Genomic DNA, 23,560 nt, shown 5'->3' with positions numbered 1-23,560 from the left:
CGTGTTCTCAACTTGAGTGAACCGAATTCTTATTTTGGCTGCGCGCTTACATGGATTCTTGTTTTTTGATTGCACGGTTGCCGTCGTGCGCAACGAAAAAGGGCTTGCGAATCGCTTCGCAAGCCCTTGTCGTTTCGGTGGTGGAGCTGGAGGGAATTGAACCCACGGCCTCTTGAATGCCATTCAAGCAGGATGACGCGCATACCCTGAAATCATTAGTGAAATTTTTTAATGCACTACAAAAAAAAGACCTTTGGACGACATTTGTAGTGCGGATTTGTAGTGCAAAGGGGGGGCGCTCCACGTGCTTCCTGAGCGGCAGACTCCATCCGAAGTCGACGCATGTGGCCGCCCTTCATGCCGGGAAACAGGGAGCCGGCACCATGTTGTCCATGCTTTGAGACGCCTCCTATTTCAGCACCAAATTCTCGCCATCCCGCTCAATGTCGTTAGCCAGCGCCAGCAGGGAAACACCTCTCTGCATATGCGCGCGGACGTTCTGCGTCACGCGTCTGAAGCCCAGGAGGCGAGCGGTTTCCTGTTCAAGGACATCCCGCGAGGCCGAGATGTGCTGACGGAGCACGTGGCGGGCGGTGTTGGCGATCTCCTCCGGCGGAATCTCGCCGGGGTCGCGCTGGCTCTCCTCGCTGCCTCCCGGAATTCTGAATCCCGTGTAGGCATCAGGCGGGGTCTGTCTCTCCCAAAGGAACGTCTCGTCCTTGCCGCGGCGAACCAGGGCATCGCTGGTGTTCTTGGCCACTGCGAGCACCCGTTCCTTGCACTTCTCCGTCGCCTTGGTGAAGCCCCAGCGCGCGGCGACACGCCGTGTAAGCAGCGTCAGGCTCATGGGCGCCTCGCGCTCCATGACCTCCAGCAAGGCCTGCCGGATCTGCGGCGTGCTCTGGGGCTGGTAGTATTCCTCCTGGGTGCCGAAGACGAGGGGCGCAAAGCTGGGCCTGTATTTCTCCAGGTTCTCGTCCGGCGTTGGCCTCGCAGCCTGCCCCGAGGCCGGAGCGCTGGCGAACTGCGGCATGCAGGTCTCGGGCGGACTGAAGGCCGGGGGAGAACACGCCTCAAGCTCTTCCTGCTTTTCCGCCCGGCGGAGCAGCGCTTCCTCGATGGCGGCCTCCACCTTGGCCAGGGCGGCCTGCGCGTTCTGCCACCAGTCCGTGGACCAGATGCGGGCGATCTCCCAGCCCAGTCCACGCAGCACCATCTCCCGCAACCTGTCGCGGTCGCGGGCGTTGCGCGAGCGGTGGTAATTGGCTCCGTCGCACTCAATGCCCAGGAGATAGCGGCCCGGACACTCCGGGTCCACCACGGCCAAGTCGATGCGGTAGCCGGAACAACCCACCTGGGCATGCACCGCGTGCCCCTTGGCCCGCAGCGCCTCGCAGACCTGCTGCTCAAAGGGCGAGTCGAAGTCCGCCGAGGGGTCGCGGGCGATGGCCTCGCGGATGGCCGCCATGCCGCGTTCCGCATACTCCATGTAGCACTTCAAGTCCTGCACGCCCCTGGCCCGTGTGCGCGCCAAGTCGATCTGCTCCGGCTTGAGGGAGGTGAACAGGACCACTTCCTTTCGCGCGCGGGTTACAGCCACGTTGAGCCGCCGCTCGCCGCCGTCGCGGTTGAGCGGGCCGAAGCTCATGCTCACCTTGCCCGCAGCGTCCGGGCCATAACCCACGGAGAAGAAGATGGCGTCGCGCTCGTCGCCTTGGACGTTCTCCAGGTTTTTGATGAACACCCGATTCGGATTCTCGGGGTCGAAGAAGCGTTCAATCTCCGGGTGGTTCCTGCGCTCCGCCTCCAGCAGGTCGGCGATGAGGTCGCGTTGCGCCTGACTGAAGGTCACCACGCCGATGCTCACGGAGGAAAGCACGGGGTCGAGCAGGCGCCGGACCATCTCGCTCACCAGCGCCTCGGCCTCGATGCGGTTGGTGCGGGACTTGGACTTGTCGTAGACGCCCGGCACGTGGCGAAAGCTCACGCCCTGTTCCAGGTGCGGCGAGGGGAAGGTCAACAGGCTGTTGTCGTAGTAGTGGTGGTTGCTGAAGGCGATGAGCCCTTCATTGCGGCTGCGGTAGTGCCAGCGCAGGTGCAACTGGGGCAGTCTGGCCGCAAGGCACTCGTCCAGGATGCTTTCCTGGTCCGCCACGATCTCCTCATCCATGTCGCTCTCGTCATCCTCGCGCTGGAAGAAGCTCGTTGGTGGCAGCTGCTTGGGGTCGCCTACGATGATGGCCTGCCGCCCGCGTGCAATGGCGCCCACGGCGTCCCACACGGGAATCTGCGAGGCCTCGTCAAAGACCACGAGGTCGAAGGGCGTCTGCCCGGCGTCCATGTACTGGGCGATGGACATGGGGCTCATGAGCAGACAGGGCTTGAGCCGGGGCAGGAGGTTAGGAATCTTCTGCACCAGGGCGCGGATGGACATGTGGCTGCGCTGCCGCCGAAGCTGACCGCTCAGGACGCCCATCTCGGACTCGTCGTTGGCCTTGGCCCCGGCGATGGGCACACGGGCGGACAGGCGCGCGTGGATTTCGGCCTGCGTCAGCTTGGTGTAGCGCTCGTCCGTGTCGCGGAACTGCCGGATCTTGTCCTCGAAGCCGGTGCTGAAGAAATTGCGCAACACGGGCTCGGCGTGGACGATGCTCTCCACCCACCACTGGTAGTAGCCGCGCTGGAACACGGGCTCGGTCTGTTCCGGCGTGATGCGCCCCTGCTCCAGGGTCAGCACTAGGGGCTTCAGCCCGATGTCCAGGGCCTCATGGCGGGCTTTGCGCCACTGGCACCAGAGCCTGAATTTGCCCAGGTGCTCGGTCAGCAATTCGGCCCGGCTGACGATGCGCTCCAGGGGCAACGCCTCGCCAGAGGAGGAGGCGAGGGAGACGCCCTTGCCGAAGCCCAGCAACCCGTCCAGGCGCTCCACGGCCTGGCGGAAGCCCTTGCGGGCAGTAGAGTAAGCTTCGACGCCGACGCAGAGGCGGTCATAATCGTTCCATAGCGTGGCGGCCCAGATGCGCTGGATGTCCGCGACGCCGCGCCCGGACAGGTTGGCGGCCTTGACGGCCTTGGCCCGGAGCGCCGTGGCCCGCGTCGAGAGAACCTCCAACTCCGCATCCGTGATCTGGCCCTCGGCCCAGGCAGAGCCAAGGAGGCGGGCGCCGGCATCGGATACGGCCTTCCATTGGCTCTCCAACTCGCGCAGCTCGCGGGCCTGGGCCAGGATGGACTCGAAGCGGTCCGAGGCGGGTGCCTGTCCGCTTTTGGAGACGGGACGCAGCGTCTTGGCGATGGCCCTGTTCTTGAACCAGCGCCCCAGGCCCCAGCTGGCTTTGGCGGCCAGGTGCAGCGCGGCCAAGGCGTCCAGGTCAAGAGCTATGAGTTCTGGCGTGAACGCCTCGCCAAGGGACTCCCACAAAGTCTTGCGGCGGCGGCTCTTGCGCACCAGCTCGTCGATTTCCGTGCGCAGCGCAGGCCAGTCGGCGGCTTCGAGCAAGGGGGCTGGCGGACGCGGCTGTGCCGTCAGGCTCTGGCCCAGTTCCTCGTATTCGTCCAGGCGGGCGGGCTGGAGCTGCCCGATGCCGAGCAGCGGCAGCAGCGCATTCGCCGAACGCTCAAGTTCTCCCGCAACCTCGGGAACATTCTCCAGGGCTTCTTGGACCTCCCGCTGCACCACCGGGCTCCAGTCCTCGCAGACGACGCCCTCCCAGGGATGCCCGGCGGGAGTCCCGATAGCCCCTGCGGTGAGGGCCAATTGCCGGGAGGCTTGATTCAGGCGCTCAAGAAGAGGCTGGTCGATGGAATCCGGCGATGGCCAGGACAGTGTCACATGCAGCACGTCCGTGAGCCCAATGAGTTTGGAAAGACCCTGAAAGGCTGTTTCGCCGGAGCCCTGTACCTTGTGCAGGGCCTGCACGTACTCGTTCAGCTCTGCGCGCAGGGCGGCCAGGCGCTCGGCTTCGCGCCGCCAGTGCTCGGAGTCGAAGGTGGACGGCCCGGTGAGGGACTGGCCGAGCTGCTTGATTACCTCCTGCTTGCTGCTCTTGTTCGAGTGCAGCTCCAGGCAGAATTGCCCCAGTCCGCACTGAGTCAGGCGGTCGCGCACCACCGTGAGCGCGGCCATCTTCTCCGAGACGAAGAGCACGGACTTGCCGCAGGCCAGGCAGTGGGCGATGAGGTTGGTGATGGTCTGGGACTTGCCTGTGCCCGGGGGGCCGTGCAGCACGAAGCTTTTGCCTTCCGCAGCGGCATATACGGCCGCAAGCTGCGAGGAGTCGGTCAGCACCGGGCAGAAGGTTTCCGTGGGCGAGTGGGAGTGGTCCAGCCGCTCGGCGTCGGGGAAGCCCCCGGAGTCCGGAAAGGGCAGGTCCGGCGTGTTGACCAAATGGGACACTATGGGATTCTTGAGCAGTTCCTCGGTGCGCTCCTCAAGGTCACGCCACATGAGAAACTTGGCGAAGGAGAAGAAGCCGAGACAGGCGTTCTCCACAATCTCCCAGCGGTCGATCTTCTTCACCGCCTCGCGGAAGGTGCTCAGGATGAACGGCACGTCAACGCCGTGGTCGTCCTGGGGCACAGGGTCCATGCTGGGCAGAGAAAGCTGAAAATCCTTGGACAGAAGCTCCAGCAGGGTGGTGTTGACGCGCGCCTCGTCATCGCGCTTGCGCAGGCGGAAGCCCTCCAGGGCCGAACCGCGCGAGACCTCCACGGGCACGAGGATGAGCGGCGCGAGCAGGCGTTTCTGGCTGGCCGGCGTCTCGTACCAGGCCAGGAAGCCCAGGGCGAGGTACAAGGTGCTGGCCCCGCCTTCCTCCATTTGCAGAGTGGCTTCGCGGTAAATCTCCAGCATCTGGCGCGACAGCCTGTCGCGTCCGGCCTCGGCGCGCAGGCGCCTGGCCTTGAACTCCTCCTGGAGCACCACCTTGCGGGCGTCGTCGCCCGTCCTGCGGCGGAACACCTCGGCGCTGCGCGGGTCGTCCTCGACGAACTCGCTGGGGTTGGCCAGGACTTCGAACTTGTCGCCGTCGGCCAGCGCGTCCTCAAGGCTGGCGATGTCCGGGCAGAGGATTTGCACGGCCTTGTTGGTGAACTTGAAGTTCAGCAGTTTGTTGCGGAGTGAAAGGTCGAGCAGCTTGCGCTTCCAACGGTCCAGCCGCGTGGCCGGTGTCTCGGGCTGCTCCTCGACTTGGCCATTGGACGGGCCGTCGGGCCGCACCGCCCCTTCCACCAGCGAGAGGTCGGGGGGCAAAGCCGCCCCGTCTGCCGCCTGCCCGGAATTTGCGCGCTCCGCCCCGCCAAGCGCGCCCCGCAGCGGCAACGGACGGATGGCGGCCTTGCGGCACCTCGCCACGTCCACCACGCAGACGAAGTCCTGCTCGCTCTCAAGTTTGGCCTTGCCCAACTGTACGGCGAGATTGAAGTCGTTGGGCGGCGCGGAAGTGAGCGTCGTCGCCTCCACAAGGCAGATTTCCGCAAGCTCGGCGCGCTTGCGCAGCCGCAGCACGTCATCACCGACCACATCGGGGAAGGTCTCCTCCACCAGCCAGAATCCGGCAAAGGCGTGCCCCTTGGTGAAAACCACGAGGGGATGCAGCCCGGCCTGCTCGAAACAGGAGGCCAGGAACAGGGCCAGATCCAGGCAGGTGCCCAGGCCGTTCTCCAGGATGCGCTCGGCCAGACGCACCTTTTGCCCGGCTTGCTCGAAGCTGGCTGGCGGCGATATGTATTTGAGTCCACGGCGGCGGATGGCCTCGTAGATGGCCCCTCCCTGCCGGAGCGCGTCCTGCTTCTTCTTCGTCTGGTAGGCGCAGAGCGAGGCGCCGCGCTCCCAGCCGGAAAGGATGCCTGCGGCGTCGGCCAGGATGCCCTCCACCACCGGGTGATTCGGGGTGACAAAGGCCGCCAGCACCTCAGGCAGGGAGCGCAGGCCGCTCCATTCGTCGTAGGCCAGCACGTCGATGCGCGCGGTCTCTTGCTTCAACTCCTGGCCTGAGGCGCTGACAGACACCGTGATGGTTCCGGCTACGCGTTCGGTAAGTTCTGCCAGGAATTTTGGCGAAAGCTGCAAGGGCACATGGCCGAAGGCATACGAGGCCCCCGGCTCCAGACTGGTGACCCGCCCCTCCCACGTGCTTGCGAAGTCGGGCTCGACCTCGACGCGGACCAGCACATCCTTCAGGCACTCGCCGCCGGAATTGGTCAGGCGAAGCTGCTTGATGACCGGGACGTCATTCTGCTGGAGGGCATAGTTGACCGTGGGGTCGTGGATGAGTTCAAGGTCAAGCGCTTCCGGCATGGCGAGGCTCCTGGGGATTCGATATCGCGATGGCTACGTACATCGCTCAATCCCCGCAAGATGTCTAGCGGCGCGAAGAAAATGTATACCTTGGACACCTTTGCATGGCATGGCAAAAGCCTGTATGGCCCAACGAATGGCAGGTCTGGCGCTTCAGCCAGGGGCAGACAGCGCATGGAGGGGGCGGAGGGATGGTTACAGGGCTGGAAGGCGAACTGGGCAGAGGCGCGGCAAAGACATTACTCGGCTTGCTCGCCAAAATGGGTGGGAAGCTCCTGGCGAACGCTGCGGATAAGCAGCGCATAGAAGAGGCCCTCTGGGCCGCTCTCAATCACTCCTTTGAGGCGTTCTCCAAGCAATATCCGGCGTTCAACACCGGAGAGATGGACATAACTTTTCTCGATCGGGTGGTCGCGGCAGCAGCCCTGAAACTCCTTGCGCCAGGCGATGCTCCTGATCCGGGCAGTCTGGCGGCGGCCTACCATACACAGAATCCGCACGTGGTTGTCGAAGCAGCAACCTCCGCCTTCGGATGGCTTCTCCGGAAAATCCATGAGGAATTGGCAAAGCAACCGGATTTGTCAGACTTGGTTCACCTGCAGCACGGCGCGGCGACCTTGCGGAACACGGAGACGTTTCTCTCTCTTGGGGCAGACACAAATAGCACGGTCCATGAAATCAGGCGGATGCTTGAACGGCCCGTTTTCTCGCCCGAAACCCTGCCGCGCCTTCGGGCGGTGTTCGGGCGCAAATCCGCAGCTTTGCTCGAATGGCAACAGTCCCTCTGCACAGGGGACTGGATTGATCGCCCTGAGGAGCAAAAGCTGCATATCTTCCTAACGGATGATACGACTCGCCTTGTGTTGCTGCTCGGTCCCCCTGGCTGTGGCAAGTCCGCGCTCATGGCGCGCCTGGCCACCGGCCTGCGGTCGCAGGGTACGACCTTCCTTGCCCTCAAGGCAGACACCCTGTCACGCAAAGTCGGCACGTTGGTCGCTTTGCAGGCTGACCTTGAAATGCCGGAGCCCCTGGGCGCCTGCCTCGAACGGTTGGCGGATGAGGGGCCTGTCGTCCTGTTTGTGGATCAGCTGGACGCCTTGTGCGAACTGATGGTGACCCGGCATTCGGAGCGGCTTTCTGTGTTGCTCAACGTCATCCGCGAAGCGTTTTCCCTGCGCCATCGTAATCTCAAGGTCATCGCCTCCACGCGAACCTTCGAGGCCAAGCACGACAGGCGGCTGCGCGACCTCATCGACCTGACCAAGCGCGAGGAATCCCGTGAGACAGTAGCCCGAGTTGAGTTGGGCGAAGTGTCATGGGAAGCTGTCGAAGCCATCCTCACCCGTAGCGGGGTGGCTACACAAGGCTGGCCCGCAGAGCTTCGGCGCATGCTCACTATTCCGCAGCACTTGGACGTTTTCCTCAACTTCCTGAAGGATGAGCAGGACGTCTCTGCGTTGACGGCCTATCCCCGGATGCTTGAGGAGGTCTGGCGACGCCACATCGAAGATGAGGAAGACTCCGCAGACCGGCAGGATTTGGTCATCGCCCTTGCCGAGGATCTTGCTGAAGATGAGGAGCTATGGGCGCCGGAGCTTCAATATTCTTCGAGGTGGTCAGGCGCCCTCAAAGGTCTCAAGTCCTCTGGCTTTCTGTGCACCGAAGGCTCCAGGGCGGTCCTCGGCTTTCGACATCAGACCCTGTTCGACTTCGCACGCTCAAAAGCGTTCCTGCGGCGCGAGGATTCGCTCTCAAGCTACGTGTTGGGCAAGCAGACCAGCCTCTTTGTCAGGCCCATCCTTTGGAGCGCGCTGGGATACCTGCGCGAGGTGTTACCGAAGCGCTACTGCGAGGAGTTCCGGAAGCTATGGGACGGAGTGGAACGGAAGCATCTGCGCTTCCTTCTCATGGAATTCCTCGGAGGGCAGCAGGCCCCCATGCCGGAGGAGCGCGGCTGGCTGCTGCCCTGTCTCGATGACCCGTCGCTCAAGGCAAAGGCCATGCAGTCCATGATGGGGAGCCAAGGATGGTTTGACATCCTTGAGCCGGAGTTGTTGCCCCGGATGATGGCGGAGGGCGAAGCCAATGCCGGCCCCTGCCGCGTGCTACTGTACGCAGCGCTTTCCTTTGCCCAGGCCCGCGTCGTTGCACTGCTCCGCCGCCGATGGCTTCCCCGGCAGGAGATGGACAACGAGACGCTCTGGACGCTCCGGGATGCTCCGGTATGGGACGAGGCGACCATCAGCGTGCTGGAAACCATTGTGGGGCGTATGGATGTCGCCGCCTGGCTCGTGGAAGACATCGTCGGCAAAATTGCCAAGGTGGACCCCACCCGGGCGGCAACGTTCCTGAAGACCAGCCTGGACTTTGCTTTTGCGGAGATGGAGCGCGCGGAGAAGCCGGAGTTCTCGAAACTGCTGAAGGCGCGGGACGGCTACGCCATCGTCAAGACCGCCGGTGCACACCCGGCGGAGTTTTGCCAAGTGTTTTTTCCCTGGTTCCTCCGTGTCGTGGACCGTGATGCAACGTACGAGTGGAAGGGGCAGAGATACCTTTCGATTCACTCGTTGATTGCTGACGATGATGACGAAGATGACCTTCGGCATTACCCGCTTTTCCATGCCGTAGTGGAAGCCCTCTCTGGATATGCGCGGAGCGATCCGGCTGGATTCCTGAAAGACCTCCAGAGCTGGAAGGGCAGTGACCGCATGGTCGTTCACCGCCTGCTTGGCCGCGGTCTCGAAATTGTTGCTTCCGACCACCCGCAGGATGTGCTGGCCTACCTGTTGGAAGACCCCCGTAGACTCGGCATCGGCACTGCGACTAACAACCAGAAGACAACGCGGCGGATTATCCAAGCTGTCGTCCCTGCCCTATCTCCACGCGGACGAGAGCAGCTGGAGAATGCGATCTGCTCTTGGGAGGAGTACCCCGCCGAAGCCGAGGATGACGAGGACTTGAAGCAACAACGTCAGGCTTGGAATGAAGAAAAGCAACTTGGGTTGCTCAATGCCTTTCCAGAACCCTCACGCTCCCCTGAATTGAGCAACAAGCTCTTGCATATGATTCAGAAACATGGCCCGCCTAGGGAGAGTGCTTCGAGTTCTCGCATTGCCTGGATTGGTTCTCCTGTGAGCGCCGAGGAGATGTCAGCCCAAACGGATGACGAGATTGTCGAGCTGTTCAAGCTCCTCCACGATGGCCAGGACCATCACCCCGAAGATTGGATGAAGGGCGGGAGCGTTGAAGCCTCGCGTGAATTCGAAACGTTCTCGGAGAAGCATCAAGAACGCGCGATGGCAATAATCAGGCGTTTCGAGCCGGGAAAGCAGGAGCGTCCTGCCGCGCATGGTTTCCAGGGGTTGCACAAGGGCGGCCTGAACAAGGAACGCCTCTTCGACATGCTACGCGAGTTGCACCGAAGGGGGTTTGCTTCAAGCGACATCCGCCATGCGGCCGCTTCGGTTTTGATGGACCGAGCACAGAGCGAGAAAGGTCTGTCGGACGACATCTGTGGTATCCTGCGCGGGTGGCTGGCGCAGCATGAAGACGCTTCGGAACTTGAGGCAGCTGTGGAAGCTGAACATGGCATCTTGTGGGATTCCATGAGGATGAGCCACCTCACCACCAACAGCATGCTGCTGGATTCCGTTGCCCTTGGGTACATATGCCGAGAGAACCCGGTGTATTCGGAATGGCTTCAGGCGCTTGATGAGGCCTTGGCCGGGCCGACGAATACGCGGAGTTGGGTGGCTTCGGTCCACACGCTGCGTTACCTCGGCAGAGGGGACCGCGCGCAGGCGGCGGCATTTGTCACCGCTCTCCTGGCCAAGCATCCCAACATGAGATGCTGTGTTGAAGGCGCAATACTGCTGGCCCATGCGCACTGGTGGGGAGACGACGGCGTCGTTGCCGGCTGGTTTGCCGATATGCGCGATGCCGCCAGCCCATTCACCGACCAGGCCTTTGGAGAACTGGTTTCGCTCCGGCACCTTGCCCGACCGGAGGACGCCTGGTGCGCTGAACAGGTTCAGGCAATCCTTGACGGCAACGGCACCGACTCCGAACGTTTGGCCCTGTGGCGGCTCGGCTGCGCCCATACCGCCGCCCATTGTTGGAAGGGTGAGGAGACTCGGCATCGGGCCACGGAACTGTTGGAACAGCTTGGCCTGACTGCGGATGAGGCCACCGCCAAGGCGCTATTGACCACCTTTCGGCTGGCAGACCCCCTGCCGCTGGATGCGTATTCGGGGAGGCTTTTTCAATTGCTTTTGGTGGCACCTCACCTTCTGGAAAAGGGGCACGAGCATTTCCTCGTGGAGGCCTTGTCCACTGCTGTCGAGTGGCGTCCGGATCTGGTTTGGGGCATTTGCACCCGCATCGTGGCCATGGCAGGCACCCAGTTGGGAGACCATAGAACCAGTTGGCCGCTTGAGTCGGAGCACCTCGTTGGCATCGCGCTGACCCTGCATCGCCTCACCGGCTATCTGGAGAAGGGGCTTGCCTTATACGAGGACATGCTGGAGTTGGAGGCGCATGGGGCCAAGGATGCCCTGCGGGATATCGATCGGCGCGTCCTGACGTAGGCAATTTCCTGCGGCTATCGTAGATTCTCTGCTTGTTCTGGAACTGCGGACAAAACCTCGTCGGCAGTGAACCACCCATTTGCGATGACATGCGCCCGGGCTGAAGAGGGGTCGGCCGAATAGGCCACGAGAGCCAAGCTGGATTGAGCGCGACTACAGGTCACATAGAACAGGCGCCGAGTGGAATCCACGGAGGTTTCCTTGCCCGCTTGAACGTTCTTGATGTCGGTGGCCGTGGGTGCTTTGGCGCCAAACAACTTGTCAAAACTAAACCGAAAACCGCGGGCCTCCTCGTCGTCCAAAATGACCATGACGCGTTCGAACTCCAGCCCCTTGACCCCCTGATGGGTATCGAATGGAGCCTCGTGCGCTACATATGCGGCATACTGCTCTATTTCCGAGAATGAGCAATTGAGGAACGAAACAAGTGCCGCAATCTTTTCGCTGACAGGATCCGCTTCCACGTCATCAGGGGTTTCTGGCTGTGCAGCCTGCAACGCAGCCAAGGCGGCTTTGAGGTTGTCCGGCACCTCAAAAAGATTGGTTTCGACGATGCTTGCTGTGATTGCAGCGCAGGTGGGGTGGCCATTGGCCCAAAGGGCCATCACGCTGTCTACTGCTGCCTGGGCAACGCGAAGTTGCGCTATCGGATTGTCATGGCTTTTCAAGACGTCCTTGCGAAGCAGTGGTGAGTTCTCTCGCACCAGCTTGGCCGTCGCGAATTTGTCACCCTTCTGCTGGGCCTGGGCCATGACGAGAGGCAGGATGGAATGGGTAAAGAAACGTGTTGGTGCAAGACCGCCGCCGAGAAGCCCGGTCCGGTACTCTTCAACAGAATACAGCGATTCGAATAAGTTGAGGAAGCCCATCCGACGGGCCGCCATGTGATGCTCCAGGGTGAGGGTTTTGCATTTGCTGGCATTGGTCCAATCCTGGTCGCCTGTCAGGCCTGCCATGTATCCTTGGACTTTCTGCTCCAAGGCAGGTTTGTCGGGCACGTCGATTGGAAACACAAATAGCCGTGCCCAGCCTTCTGGACGGTCATCGCGCGGCTCTTGCTTATGGCCGTCAGCGCCGTCACGAACTTGATTGATGAGCTGCACAATGCGCTTGGGACAACGGTGATTGAGCCTCTTCTCCGGCCTCCCCCAGTCCTCTGGTATCTCCTGTTCAATCCGTTCTTTGCCGTCCGCATAAATGCGCTGCATCGTGTCACCGATCAGACCAAGACAAAAGCGGTCGGCATGTGTCTTCTGCACCACGAACAGAGCGTCAATGAGCGCGCGACTGGTGTCCTGGCTCTCGTCAATCAACAGGAACGGGAACTTCCCGACAAAGATACGCTGCATGAGCGGCTTTGCGAGCAGGAAGGCCGAGAAAATTTTGATGACCTCGCTGTGGTTTAGCGAATTCTTCTCCCGGTTTTCACCGTTTGGGTTGTATGTAAAGGTCTTGGTGTCAGCGAGTCGGTCCAGTCGTCGCTGCTTGGATTCGATTTGGGCTTGGCGGGCGATCGACGCCTTGGTGCCCGCTCGGCCCTTTTCCTCTTCGACTTGAAGTTCGGCGATCTCGCGCTGGAGGTTGTCCTTCAACCAGGCGCGGATGTCGGAGTTGAACCCCTGAATTCGCGACCACGCGAAGCTATGTATGGTGCACACGACGAACAGCGGATCGTATTCTGTTCGGCGGGTGATTTCGTCGCATGCGGCATTGGTGTAGGTGATGACAGCGACCTGTCGGCCGTGAAGGCGGAGAACATCCCGGTATGTCTTGGCCAAATAGTTCAGGGCGTTCACCAGCGAACGTGTCTTGCCCGACCCGGCGCCGGCAAAGAGGAAAAAACTGGTTGGTTTCTCAAGGCTCAGGAAGCCAGCCAGTTCATCTTCAACGTGGTCGTCGAGGGTGACGTTCGAAGTTGTGGCAGGGTTGTTCACGCCGTGCCTCCCGCAGGGGCTTCGCCTGCCGATGGCGCATTCTCGTTTTCTTCGACCTGCGCGAGACCAAGCTCGACCTGCTCTCGCTCAAGTTGGGCTGCCAGCCAGAGCAGCCCTTCCTTGATATAGGTTGGCGGTTTTAGCGAAACGGGGTCTTCGATTTCGAGCAGCTCCAACGCGAACTCGGCTTTATCCCCATCTTTGAGCGCCGCCTTTAGTGCGATGCCCAGAGCAGTCAGGTCAGCGCTATCGACGATGGCTTTACGAAATTTTGCGATGAGCCCAGTTCCCTTCAACTTCTCGAACAGGTCGAGGTTCGCCATCACCACCGCGTCTTCCAAGGTGTAGGACAGCGCCTCAGCTGTTTCGCCTTTGAACTGCACCGTGATGGGTGACTGGTAGGCCACGCGCACCGAGAATTTCTCATTGGCGTAGACTTTGACCTTCTCATCTTCGGGTTTGTCAAGAAGTGGGTCAAGTTCGTCGATGGCGGGGCACCATTTCCGCAGAGTGGTATTGCGGGTTGTGCAGCCGGCACCCCGGACCGGAGGCGCGCTGGCACCCTTGGCATTGCAGGAATCGATGTCGGTGATGACCAGCGTGGTGAGCCCGATCTTCTCGATTAAACTGCGCATCTTGTGGGCATGGCTGCCGCCGATCTCAAGCCAAGTGATGTAGCTCTCCTTAAGCTTTTCGAACTCCGGGCGGAAGCCTACAAAATGGGGGACGAGGATGCGTTCGGCCGACCCCTCAATCAAAACGGCCGCATCGGCAAAGAACAGATCACAGTGGGTGACGCGCAGGTAGCGTGTCACAAAGCGCTTGGTGTCCGGGGCGTCACCGAATGCGTCTTCCAGATTGACAACGCAGGAGGTCGGGATGGCTTTGCCACCGCCTGGTAGGCGCCGGAAATAGCGGAGCGATTCAAACTTGCACTCATGAGCGATGTGGCTTGAATGGGTGCTGACCACTAGCTGCGTCACAAAATGTGAGTTCTCATCGAGGTCAGGGTGGTTGCGCAAAATCTTGTGCGCCTGGCGGATGAAAACCTGCTGGACTTGGGTGTGAAGATGCGCTTCGGGCTCTTCGATCAGCACTAAATGCAAGGGAGGAATGATCGTGTCGTCTGCAGCCTTGTGCTTGGCCTTGCCAACCCGCATCCAGCTGTCGCGGAACGCCATGAGGCGAAAAACCATGGAAATGAGGTTCTGGTAGCCTAGCCCGTTGGAGTCCTCCGGAAGATACAGGTCGGTGGGTTTTTCGCCATCAGTGAATGGCACAGCGAATTGCACAGCTGGATCGTGATCTAATCCATCAACTGGGTGCAGCCGTGTCGAAATGTCCAGTCTCGGGTCCGTGACACCGGGGTAGCCGAGCTTGTGCATCTCGTTAAGCGGGCTTTTGAAGCTCTCGCGAAGCTTCGAGTTGAAGACCTGCTGGGCGCCCTCAATCGCTTCAAGCGCAAGGATATCTTGCGCGTCTGGATTCTCACAGGGATTGAGGTGGCGGGCGTAGTATTGGCGGAGTTGAGTTGACAGTTTCCGTGATCCGCTGCTGGTAACGGTGGCGTCTTCAGTGTTGTCCTCACCAGGCATGCCGAAACCACGCTGTGCACCGATTTCGTCGATGCGGATGAGCCCGCGAAATGGGTTGCCGTCAATTGGGTCGCTCCCATTGAGCGCCTGCGGTTTGGCCTCGCTATGCTCCGGATCAACACACGCAGCGGGGTCGAGCACATAGGAGTTGACCGTGAAGAACGCGGTCAATTTGCGTTGCAAGAACTCGACAAGGTCTTGCGGCCAGATGGACACTTGAACGTCTGTTGCGGCCTTGCCTTGCTCTGCGGCCAGTGAGGCGGCTGCCTCTTGCAGCGCCAGCGCTTGGGTGCGCGCGATCACATATTCCTTCTGCAATTGCGCAGCATCCTTTGGCTCATAGCGCATTCGCACGCCAAGTCTGCCACCATCCCAATCAAGGGTGGGGAGGATATTCTGGACGTAGTGCACTTCGTCCTCGGCAACCTGGAGCCAGACATCAAGGAATGGCAAAACGGAGTCCCATTCGGGAGTAGGCGGCTCTCCATTTGCGGCATGCGCTGCCTCCCAAGAAGCCCCCATCTCGTTGATTGCCGGCCAATGGGCCAACGTAAAGTCGTTGAGGCAAAACCTGGGGCGCTCGCGGTCGGCGAGAAAATATCGCAATGCTGTAATCGCAGAAGTTTTTCCGCTGTTATTTGCACCAACAAATACGGTCTTTTCCGGCGACAGGCCAACCCGCGTTGAAAGCAGCTTTCGGAAGTTTGCAATTTCAACAAATTCAATTCGCACTCTTTCCTCCCTCTCAACACGTCGTACGCGCTACCGCGGCAAGACACCTGCGGCAGCCAGGTCGGACTTGGGTGTCTGAACGCTACTGGCCTTGGCGGTATTGGCGCCCACCCGATTTTAAGTTCTCCAAAGCAGTTCTGCCAAATTTGCGTTATCGTCAAGGACGTAGACGCGTGGGCGCTGCCAGCTCGAGCGGTGTCGCATGCCGCCCATAGCACCCCGGAGCCCGAGCGAAAGTCGCCGCTCCCCCTCGCCGTCGCACAGATGCCCTTCACGGCGCGCTAGGTCACGCGGTCACAGGAAGCGCAGGGCGCGACCTTTACCGCGTGACCGCGCGCGGTATCATCCCGCATGACGGCGTGGGGGAGCGCTCCGCGCTGCCTCCCCGTGTGCGCACTCTTCTGCGCACAATGACCGCGCACTGCGGCGCGCACTCTTCCCATCCGATCTGACGGGCGAAGCCGCCGCTGACGTCCGGTTTTGTTGACGCCTCGTGCTGTCAACAAAACCGGACAGGATTTCCTTTCCGCCAGTTTCACAGCCTCCTTCAAAAACCCATTCTCCGGCACTTGCATTGTTTTCAGCCCAGGGCGCAGGCTACTCTATGCCTCTGTTTTGTATTTGGGCTTCGGAGCCTTGGGCTACGAGGACGCCGCCCGCTCGACGGAGTGGCTGAAATCGCCCACCATCAGTTTGTTGGGGTGACCATGAAGTCGCCTCAAGGCCCTGAATCGCTCGCATACCGCGAGCAAAACCACCGGATGGTCCAGTCCGAAACCCCGCTGCAAGAGGAGACGCAGCGCAACATGGAACGGCGGAGTTGCTACCGCCGGCGCCGGAATAATCCTGGCGTACATGCCGACCAGCTCGGCGCGCAGGCAAAGCCTGCAGAAAGAGCACACTACTCAACTGAAGAAGCGGTGGAATGGATCGGAAAGGGAGGGAGGTGAGCGAAATGGGAACAAACAGGTGGCCGAAATCGCTGCACTCGCAAGCCGAAGCGCTCCTCGGCGGCATCCGTGCGATTGGAAGGAAGAAGGGCACCGTGGACAAGCGCTTCATCCGAGGCACAGGCACTTGGGCCGTATACAGAAAGGACATCCATCGTTTCGTGGAGTTCCTGCAGCGCGCCGGGCTGCGCGACCTTCGCCAAGCACAGCGCGTTTCCAAGTTTGCCCGCACGTACATCGCCGTTCGAGGGCAGGCTCTCCGCGAGGCTGGCGGCTCGTTTCAGACTTTGGAGCGCGAAATCTCAGCACTCACGAAGCTTTCGCACGCCCTCGACGTGTACGCCGAGCGCCACGGAGGCGAGCAGGCGGAGGACATCCGGGTGATTCTCGCAGAGGAGAAAGCGCAATGGCGTACAGAACTGGCAGCGCGTTCCGGCGGCCACACGACTCGCGCGTATCCCGACCCCGTCGGACTCTACGCCGCCATTTCTGATTCGGGGCTCCGACTTCAGGCACGCCTCATGGGTGAAACCGGCTGCAGGACGGAAGGCGTCGGCGCTCCGGCGCGCGGAAGCAATCCGCTCACAGCATCGAATCTGCTGGGGCTCGGAGTGGATCCGATCTCCGGCGCTGCCGTCGGGCGCATCACGGTCACAGAAAAAGGAGGCAAGCCGACCGAGCATTTTGTGCAGCCGTCGACATACCGCGAGCTCGAAACGCACATCGCGGAACATGGTCAGCTCGCTTCGCCGTACCGCACCTTTTTGCGCGCCATCGAAGCAGCGGCACGGGCGACGGGGCAGTACGCGCAAGGCCGGGGAACGCACGGGCTCAAGCACAGCTTCACGCAGGCGCGCATGCATGAAGCCATCGAGGTGGGCTTGTCGCACGAGGAGGCAAAACAAGCCGTCGCGAACGAGATCGCGCACAACCGCATCGACAGCGTTGATGTGTATTTGAGGTAGCAGGTGCCCAAGCTCGCGACGCATCCATCGGGCCTGCACACGGCCAAGGAGCGCGCCCGTGCGTTGCGCTGGCTCGCCGGTCTCGCTGAGTCTGACCGCGAACGCATCCTGGCCGAGGCTTTTGCCGTGTGCGCCTCGGCCATCACGCCAACTCCATACGTCGCCCTGCTCATCGCCATCCGCCGCTTCGGCTTCGACACGGTTCGCAGGCGCGGCTTCCGTGCAGCCGGCCTGGAGCAATTCGAGGACTTTCAGCGCGCGCGCGAGTCCCGCGTCCGAAATCTGCGTGAGGAGCGTCCGTCACCTATTCGCGGCAAGGTGCTGCTCCGGTGGGCGCTCGTGCGAGAGCTGCACGGAAAAGGCCTCGGTTTCAGGCTCATAGCACGCTACTTCTCGAAACAGCTGCGCGTTCAGGTCTCGCCGTCGTATCTGCGGAAAATGTGGCGTGAGCTGGAGCCCGATGGCGAAAACGGTCAGCCCCAGCCGTAGCCGCCCGGTCGCAAGTGATGCAGTCTCCCGCCATTCTTCTTCTGCTCGCGCTGTTCGGCCTGCTGCTCCTCTTCGTCGCTGCCGTCACTCCGCAGCGCGTGCAGGCGGTTCTTTTTCCGGCGGCTCACTCTCTTGAAAGCACCACCGTCGGCCATGCGACCAATCACACGGCGGTATGCCTTCGCATTCCGCATTTTTCGCGCAAGCGTTGGCGCAGAACGCCAGGCATGCAGTCTGGTTTGCCGCCGCCAACCCTCTGGGCAGGCTGAACAAGCCCCTCTGCATGTTCTGATGCCTGACGCGTCGCTGGCGGCGCCGTGAGCAATGGGAATGCAAGCTCCTGCTCGTTCGTTGTGGTTTGGAGTGACCGAGTGGTTTGCACTGTGGCCTGCTCAGGGCACGCCCCTTCGCCTCATCGCAAAATACTTTTTGAGGGCTGGGAAATCGTCAAGAATTCGAGGGACTCGAAGTTCTCGAATATAGACTGCAACAGGCTTGATTTTCGAAACATATTTCGAGAGATCATGATCCCTTTCACCTGCAACCCGGAGGGACCATGACCCGACGCCTCACACTCACCACGCTCGCGCAAGCCATCGTCCTGCCTTGCCTGTCCCGACGGACAGGCAAGGCGTGCCGCTCCATCATTACGCGGCAGTTGCTGCTCGGCCAGGCGGAAGACAGTATCCACCTGATGGGCTGCCTCGACCCGCAAGGCCGCGTGCATCGTGCTGCCGTGCGCGACGTGCTCTCTGTGCAGCGCCGCCTTGTCGTCCACGCGGAAGCCCTGGGCGGCGCGGGGCGTGTTTGGAGGGAACTTGATGCTCTGCCGCCGGCGGCGTGCGCGCTCGACGCCACAGGCTCGCCCTACGCCTTCGTTTCACTTGGCAGCCGGGACGCGGTGGAACTCATCGGCGCGTGGCCGTCGCCCAATGGCGACATCACGGCAATGCTGCGACCTGTGTGCGGCATGCTCATTTCCGCTGCAGATTCAGTCGTGCCGCCGTTCCGCCAAATCGGCCATTTGTGGCCCCACGGCGACTTCGCAAGGCCGAGCGGTTCGCTCGTCCTTTCCTTCGCGCGTCGGCCAGGTGTGCTCTTCGCCGCGAGATACCCACTCGAACTGGCCGCCAAGGTCATCGTCCGCAACAGAACGGCATGGGGCGAAAGATGGGAGCCTGATGCTCCGACCGAGGGCAACCAGAATTCGGCCGCGTTGATGGCCGGGCAGTACAAGCCGCGCCCCCACGTGCCGCTCACTGCCGAGCATCTCCGTGAAGCCGCAAAGTCACCCCCCGTCGAAGACCTGGAGACGTGGTGGCACGACTGCTCCATATGGCAGGCCGCTGGTTTTCCGCGCTGGCGCAACGGTCGCAACCGTGGCGGCGTCCTCGTTTCGAATGACGACCCTGGCCTTTGGCATCTGTTCACGAGCCCAGCCGGTGAGGGCTCCGCGTCGTTGCTGGTTCGGTAGAGGCGCCGCCGGCAGGGTCGGGGATTGCCCGACCCTGCCTCCACATGACGTTGCAGGGGAGGGCACCATGCTGAAGTTTTTTGGAGACACCCCCGCATTTCAGCTTGCCAGATTGATTCTCGCAGCTGACGTTTGGGCTGCTGATTCGGTTTTCCTTAGAAGGAGAGAATCGGGTTGGCAGTCACGCCGAGCAGCACCACAAGCAACGTCACGAGCCTGGGCATTGTCTCCGGCCCGTTCTTCACGTTCCGCGACGCTGCTGCCTACTGCGGCTACCAGCACCCCGATTCTTTCGCGCGGATGCTGCGTGAAGAGGACCTCTCCCTTCCTGCCTGCGGTCCGCGCCGCAATCGCTACGCCCGTTCCGTTCTGGATGACTTCATGTCCAATCCCGACGTCTTCCGCGCTGTTCGTTCTGCGCGGGCTCGTCGTCATGCGCCGAAACCTGTTTCCATAGACTGAAGAAGGAGCTCCATGGCAGTTTGTCAACGCAAAGATCGCCGCTGGCAGGTCACGTATCGCGACGGCGAGCACGTGCGTTCGAAGTCGTTTCCGCCAAGCCGGGAAGGAAAGCGCCAGGCAAAGGCATTCGCGGGGAAAATCGCAACACGCAAGGCGTTGCGCGAAGAACTCGTCGATGCGCAGCCCCAGGTGGTCTACTTGCAAGACCTTATGCAGTCCTGGGTCACAGCGAAGAAGACGAATGGCCTCAAGCAATGGGTTCGGGATTGGATATCCGTGTTCAACGCCGTTTTTCTTCCCGCCCTCGGCAGGACTCCGGTTCACTTGCTCACGCAGGATGCGATCCTCGATGTCGTGAACGAACACTACGAACACAAGGCCCAGGCGACACGCAATCGGTACATCGGCTACCTCAAGACCGCCCTGAACATTGGGGTTAAGCGCAAAATCATTCAGGTGAGCCCACTTTCAGAATTTGTGAAGGGCGAAGAGCCGAAGCACGAGTCCTCGCTCACGCTTGAAGACCTGGATCTCATCATCGCGAATGCGCCGACGCACCTCGCTTGGGCGATCCAAGTGGCGTGGAACATCCCCTGTCGCCCCGGCCTGGACCTGTTCTCACTGACGTTTTCAAGAAACGTGAAGTGGCAGCGTGGTGGCGTGCGGGTGTATCATCGCAAGGTGAGAAAATGGGTGTTCGTCAGGTGCTCCGACGAGTTCATGCAGGCGCTGGAGGAGCGGCGCCGCCAGCACAAAAGCGACTATCTCATCGAGTACAAGGGCCGACCGGTCGCAGACATCGGCACGGCCTTGAGCAATGCAGCCAAGCGCGCCGGGCTGGAATACGCGGTCTGCCCGTATGACATCCGGCACCTCTGGATCACGACGATGCTCGACAAGCAGGTGGAGATTTCCGCCATCGCCCACTTGGCCGGCACCAGTGTGCGCATGATCATAAAAAACTACTATGAACCTCATTCCTCGGAGACTGAGAAGGCGGCCGCGCTGCTGCCGAAGCTCGGAACCGTACAGGAGGCACCGTTGCGGCTGGTTGATCGTGTCAGGCCGGTTCAGGTGGCGTGAGGAAGGCGGACAGAGAGTTTCCCTGCAGACGTTTTCCATGAACTTTGCAGGCTACACATCTCTGACCGTGATGCCCCCCTCCGTGGCGTCTACCCTTGCCGTGCCCGTCGTCTGCTGCCGCAGGCTCTTGATGTCGCGCAGGGGCGGGGCGCCGAACACCCGGCTGTACTCGCGGTTGAACTGGGTGCTGCTCTCGTAGCCCACCTGGAAGGCCACGGACGTGGCGTCCAAGTGGTCCGTGAACATGATGCGCCGCGCCTCGTGCAGGCGCAGCCGCTTCTGGAACTGCAGCGGGCTCATGGCCGTCAGCTCGCGGAAGTGCCGGTGAAAGGTCGAGGTGCTCATGCTCGCATGGGCGGCCAGGTCGTCCACGCGCAGCGGCTGGGTGTAGTTCTTCTTCAGCCAGTCGATGGCCTGCGCGAGTTGGTTGCTCTGGGTGCCGGCGGCGCCCATCTGCCGCAAGCGCGGCCCTTGTTCGCCCACGAGCAGCCGGTAGACGATCTCCCGCTGGACCAGCGGCGCCAAGATCGGAATGTCCTCCGGCTGGTCCAGCAGGTCCAGCAGGCGCTGGAAGGCGCAGAGCATGGAGAGCGTGACGCGGCTGACGGCCATGCCCCGGCTGGTCTGTTGCGTGCGCGGCTGGGGCAGGTTGCCGTCCACCAGCAGTTGGGAAATCATGCGAGGGTCGAGCTTGAGCACCATCGCCAGGAAAGGCTTTTCTGGGCTGGCGTCCAGTATCTGGCCCACCACGGGCAGGTCCACGGACACGATGAGGTAGTGGTCCGCATCGTAGCTGAAGACCTCCTCGCCCAGCAGGAGGCGCTTGGCGCCCTGGACCACAAGGCACAGGCTGGGCTCGTGTATATACCCCGTCTGCTCCGTGGGTGCTTCCCGGTGAGAAAGCCCGAGCCCCGGGATGGCGGTCATTGAAAAATCGCCTTTTTTCGCGTGTTTGACAATGGTCCGCAGGAGTTCCTGGCGGGCGGCGCCCAGGTCTTCCCCGGTCTCGCAGACTTCGTTCGTGTCCTGGTGTTTCACGGGATTCTCTCCTGTTCTTGGCTGCATTCTAGCACGAAAACGTGCCTTGTTGTCCAGCGTCGGGCACTACCGGCTCCCCAGCACTTCGCCAAGCGCTGTGGCCGCGTTTCCGGCCTCCTTCTTCCCGACCTTGGCGGCGAGCACCTCCGCCAGGGTCTTGAGTTGCACCTCGCTCAGGCCCACGTTCAATCCGACGCGGCAATGGGAGCGCAACTGGCTGCCCGTTCCGTCCAAGCTGGCCAGCGCTGAAATGGTGGCGATTTCCCGGCTCTGCCAGTCCAGGGCGTCGCGCCCGAAGATGTCCGCGAACAAATGCTCCTTCAGGAACTGGTCAATGGCGGGCGCGAAGTCGAATAGCGGCCCCTTCACCGGCACGCCGACCAGCCTGGTCTGCACCTCCGTGCCCAATTCTAGGCGGCTCTTTCCAGCCGGAAGCGGGCCTGCCTCCTCGCCGGGTTCGTCGGCGATGCCCTTCTGCGCGCGGTCCTTCAGCACTGCCATGAAGGTCGAGAGGCCGTTCAAGCTGCGGGGAAAGCCCGCATAGGCATACAGCTGGACGAGAACCTCCTTGATTTCGCTGACGGTGAGCCCGGCCTCCAGCCCCTCGCGCAGGGCTGCGTCCAGCCGAGGCATGTCGCCGGTGGCTGTGAAGGCCGCAATGGGGACGATGCCCCGCTGTTTCTCGGTCAGGGTGCTGATGTTCATGGTGTGTTCTCCGGCCAGCGCGGGTCGGGCGGTCAGGGTGAGGGCCGCTAGGGTGAGAGCTGCAACGGCCATGGACAAGGCGTGGAGTGCTGTGACCCGGGGAAGATTCATCCGTCACCTCGCCGCGTTTTGGATTAGCCTGCCGCCGCCCGCCATCTGGGCTTCCGCCTCCCACCAGCGCGCAAAGCGCAGGGCCGGTTGTCCCATGTCCACGGCCTCGCCGATTCTTGGCGTGAGCAGCCGGAATGCCTTGCCCTCGCTCACTGCGGCCAGGCGCTTGTACGGGTCGTCCCAGGCGTGGTTGGAGATGGTGAACCGCCCGGAATGCACGGGCATGATGGCCTTGGCGCGCAGGTCTTCCGCGCCCTTGGCCGCCTCTTCCGGCATCATGTGGATGTTCTTCCAAGCCGGGTCGTACTGGCCGTCTTCCATGATGGCCAGATCCACGCCCCCGAAGCGCTCGCCAATCTCCGCGAAGTGCGGGCCATAGCCGGAATCGCCGCTGTAGAACACCTTGCGGCCCGGGGTTTCCAGCAGGAATCCGGCCCAGAGCGTCTTGTTGCGGGTGAGCCAGCGGCCGGAGAAGTGCCGCGCTGGCAGCACATGGACGGTGAAGTCCTGGGCCAGGCGCACGTCCTGGTTCCAATCGGCTTCGTGAATACGCGCCGGGTCAAAGCCCCAGTCTTCCAGAATCGCGCCCACGCCCAGCGGGCAGACCACGGCCTTAATTCTGGGGCGCAGCGCCACCACCGTGTCGTGGTCCAGGTGGTCCCAGTGGTCGTGGGAGATGACGAGACAGTCGATGTCCGGCATGTCGCTGGGGGAATATGGATAGTCGCCTGCGAAAGCCCGGTTCATGAAGAACAGCGGCGCGGCATAGGAGCTGAACACGGGGTCCACAAGCACGGTGTTGCCGCCCAGCCGCAGGAACAAGGACGAGTGGCCGAGCCACACCACCGCGTCACCCCCGTTTGCAGCCAAGGTCTTGAGGTCGGTCTTGAGCATGGGCAGGGGGTGGTCCGGCCGCAGGCGCTCCTTGGGCACGAACAGGAAGTCCCACATGGTGGCCAACTGCCCCTTGTCGCTCGTCATTGTCGCGGTGGGCAGCTGGTTGCGGAACGTCCCTTCCACGTAGTTCGGCGAGGCCAGGATGCGCTCCAGGCGCTGGCCCTGCGGCAATGGGCCGATTTTCGGCTGCAGGGCGCAGGCGGCGCCCCCAGCGCTGGCGACGCTGGCCAGTGCCAAGCCA

13 protein-coding genes are annotated in these 23,560 nt (G+C 61.9%); 7 read left to right on the top strand and 6 right to left on the bottom strand.

The genetic code is table 11. The annotated features are described in order from the left end of the window. Positions 1 to 409 precede the first annotated feature (409 nt). A complete protein-coding gene (proA, locus tag ACYQ4W_RS09695; protein WP_459855813.1) occupies positions 410 to 6,298 on the bottom strand; it encodes an anti-phage protein ProA in 5,889 nt (1,962 codons plus the stop codon). Between the two features lie 104 nt (positions 6,299 to 6,402). Between proA and ACYQ4W_RS09690 the strand changes: the two genes are divergently transcribed. Further along, positions 6,403 to 10,884 (top strand): AAA family ATPase, encoded by a 4,482-nt coding sequence (locus ACYQ4W_RS09690; protein WP_459855811.1) that lies wholly within the window; start codon positions 6,403 to 6,405, stop codon positions 10,882 to 10,884. A 14-nt stretch (positions 10,885 to 10,898) separates the two neighbouring features. On the opposite strand, the gene ACYQ4W_RS09685 is transcribed toward ACYQ4W_RS09690, so the two are convergent. Both ACYQ4W_RS09685 and ACYQ4W_RS09680 read right to left on the bottom strand, forming a co-directional pair. After that, positions 10,899 to 12,818 (bottom strand): UvrD-helicase domain-containing protein, encoded by a 1,920-nt coding sequence (locus ACYQ4W_RS09685; RefSeq protein WP_459855808.1) that lies wholly within the window; start codon positions 12,816 to 12,818, stop codon positions 10,899 to 10,901. Continuing rightward, on the bottom strand, positions 12,815 to 15,145 hold the full coding sequence (locus tag ACYQ4W_RS09680) for an AAA family ATPase (protein ID WP_459855806.1): 2,331 nt from the start codon (positions 15,143 to 15,145) through the stop codon (positions 12,815 to 12,817). Before ACYQ4W_RS09680 ends, ACYQ4W_RS09685 begins: the two co-directional genes overlap by 4 nt. A 955-nt stretch (positions 15,146 to 16,100) precedes the next feature. Between ACYQ4W_RS09680 and ACYQ4W_RS09675 the strand changes: the two genes are divergently transcribed. The 6 genes from ACYQ4W_RS09675 to ACYQ4W_RS09650 all read left to right on the top strand — a co-directional run bounded on the left by ACYQ4W_RS09675 (position 16,101) and on the right by ACYQ4W_RS09650 (position 20,568). Beyond that, on the top strand, positions 16,101 to 17,060 hold the full coding sequence (locus tag ACYQ4W_RS09675) for a hypothetical protein (RefSeq protein ID WP_459855803.1): 960 nt from the start codon (positions 16,101 to 16,103) through the stop codon (positions 17,058 to 17,060). Between the two features lie 3 nt (positions 17,061 to 17,063). Then, entirely contained in the window at positions 17,064 to 17,549 is a 486-nt protein-coding gene (locus ACYQ4W_RS09670) for a hypothetical protein (protein WP_459855800.1), read from the top strand. A 17-nt stretch (positions 17,550 to 17,566) separates the two neighbouring features. Continuing rightward, positions 17,567 to 17,818 (top strand): hypothetical protein, encoded by a 252-nt coding sequence (locus ACYQ4W_RS09665; protein ID WP_459855798.1) that lies wholly within the window; start codon positions 17,567 to 17,569, stop codon positions 17,816 to 17,818. 287 nt (positions 17,819 to 18,105) lie between these two features. Further along, positions 18,106 to 19,023 (top strand): hypothetical protein, encoded by a 918-nt coding sequence (locus ACYQ4W_RS09660; protein ID WP_459855795.1) that lies wholly within the window; start codon positions 18,106 to 18,108, stop codon positions 19,021 to 19,023. A 174-nt stretch (positions 19,024 to 19,197) separates the two neighbouring features. Then, complete coding sequence (locus tag ACYQ4W_RS09655; RefSeq protein ID WP_459855792.1) at positions 19,198 to 19,485, top strand: hypothetical protein; 288 nt, start codon at positions 19,198 to 19,200, stop codon at positions 19,483 to 19,485. Positions 19,486 to 19,497: 12 nt separating this feature from the next. Next, on the top strand, positions 19,498 to 20,568 hold the full coding sequence (locus ACYQ4W_RS09650) for a tyrosine-type recombinase/integrase (protein ID WP_459855790.1): 1,071 nt from the start codon (positions 19,498 to 19,500) through the stop codon (positions 20,566 to 20,568). A 51-nt stretch (positions 20,569 to 20,619) separates the two neighbouring features. Here the strand turns inward: ACYQ4W_RS09650 and ACYQ4W_RS09645 are convergent, their stop codons facing one another. From ACYQ4W_RS09645 to ACYQ4W_RS09635, 3 genes are all read right to left on the bottom strand, one after another. Further along, entirely contained in the window at positions 20,620 to 21,606 is a 987-nt protein-coding gene (locus tag ACYQ4W_RS09645; RefSeq protein WP_459855788.1) for an AraC family transcriptional regulator, read from the bottom strand. 66 nt (positions 21,607 to 21,672) lie between these two features. Next, positions 21,673 to 22,422: a carboxymuconolactone decarboxylase family protein gene (locus ACYQ4W_RS09640; protein WP_459855785.1), complete on the bottom strand. Its 750-nt coding sequence runs from the start codon at positions 22,420 to 22,422 to the stop codon at positions 21,673 to 21,675. A 3-nt stretch (positions 22,423 to 22,425) separates the two neighbouring features. Beyond that, positions 22,426 to 23,556 (bottom strand): MBL fold metallo-hydrolase, encoded by a 1,131-nt coding sequence (locus tag ACYQ4W_RS09635; protein ID WP_459855783.1) that lies wholly within the window; start codon positions 23,554 to 23,556, stop codon positions 22,426 to 22,428. Positions 23,557 to 23,560 lie beyond the last annotated feature (4 nt).

It is taken from the genome of Humidesulfovibrio idahonensis, from assembly GCF_054657715.1.
The sequence above is the reverse complement of the archived record's forward strand: the minus strand, read 5'-3'. Positions and strand labels throughout refer to the sequence as shown.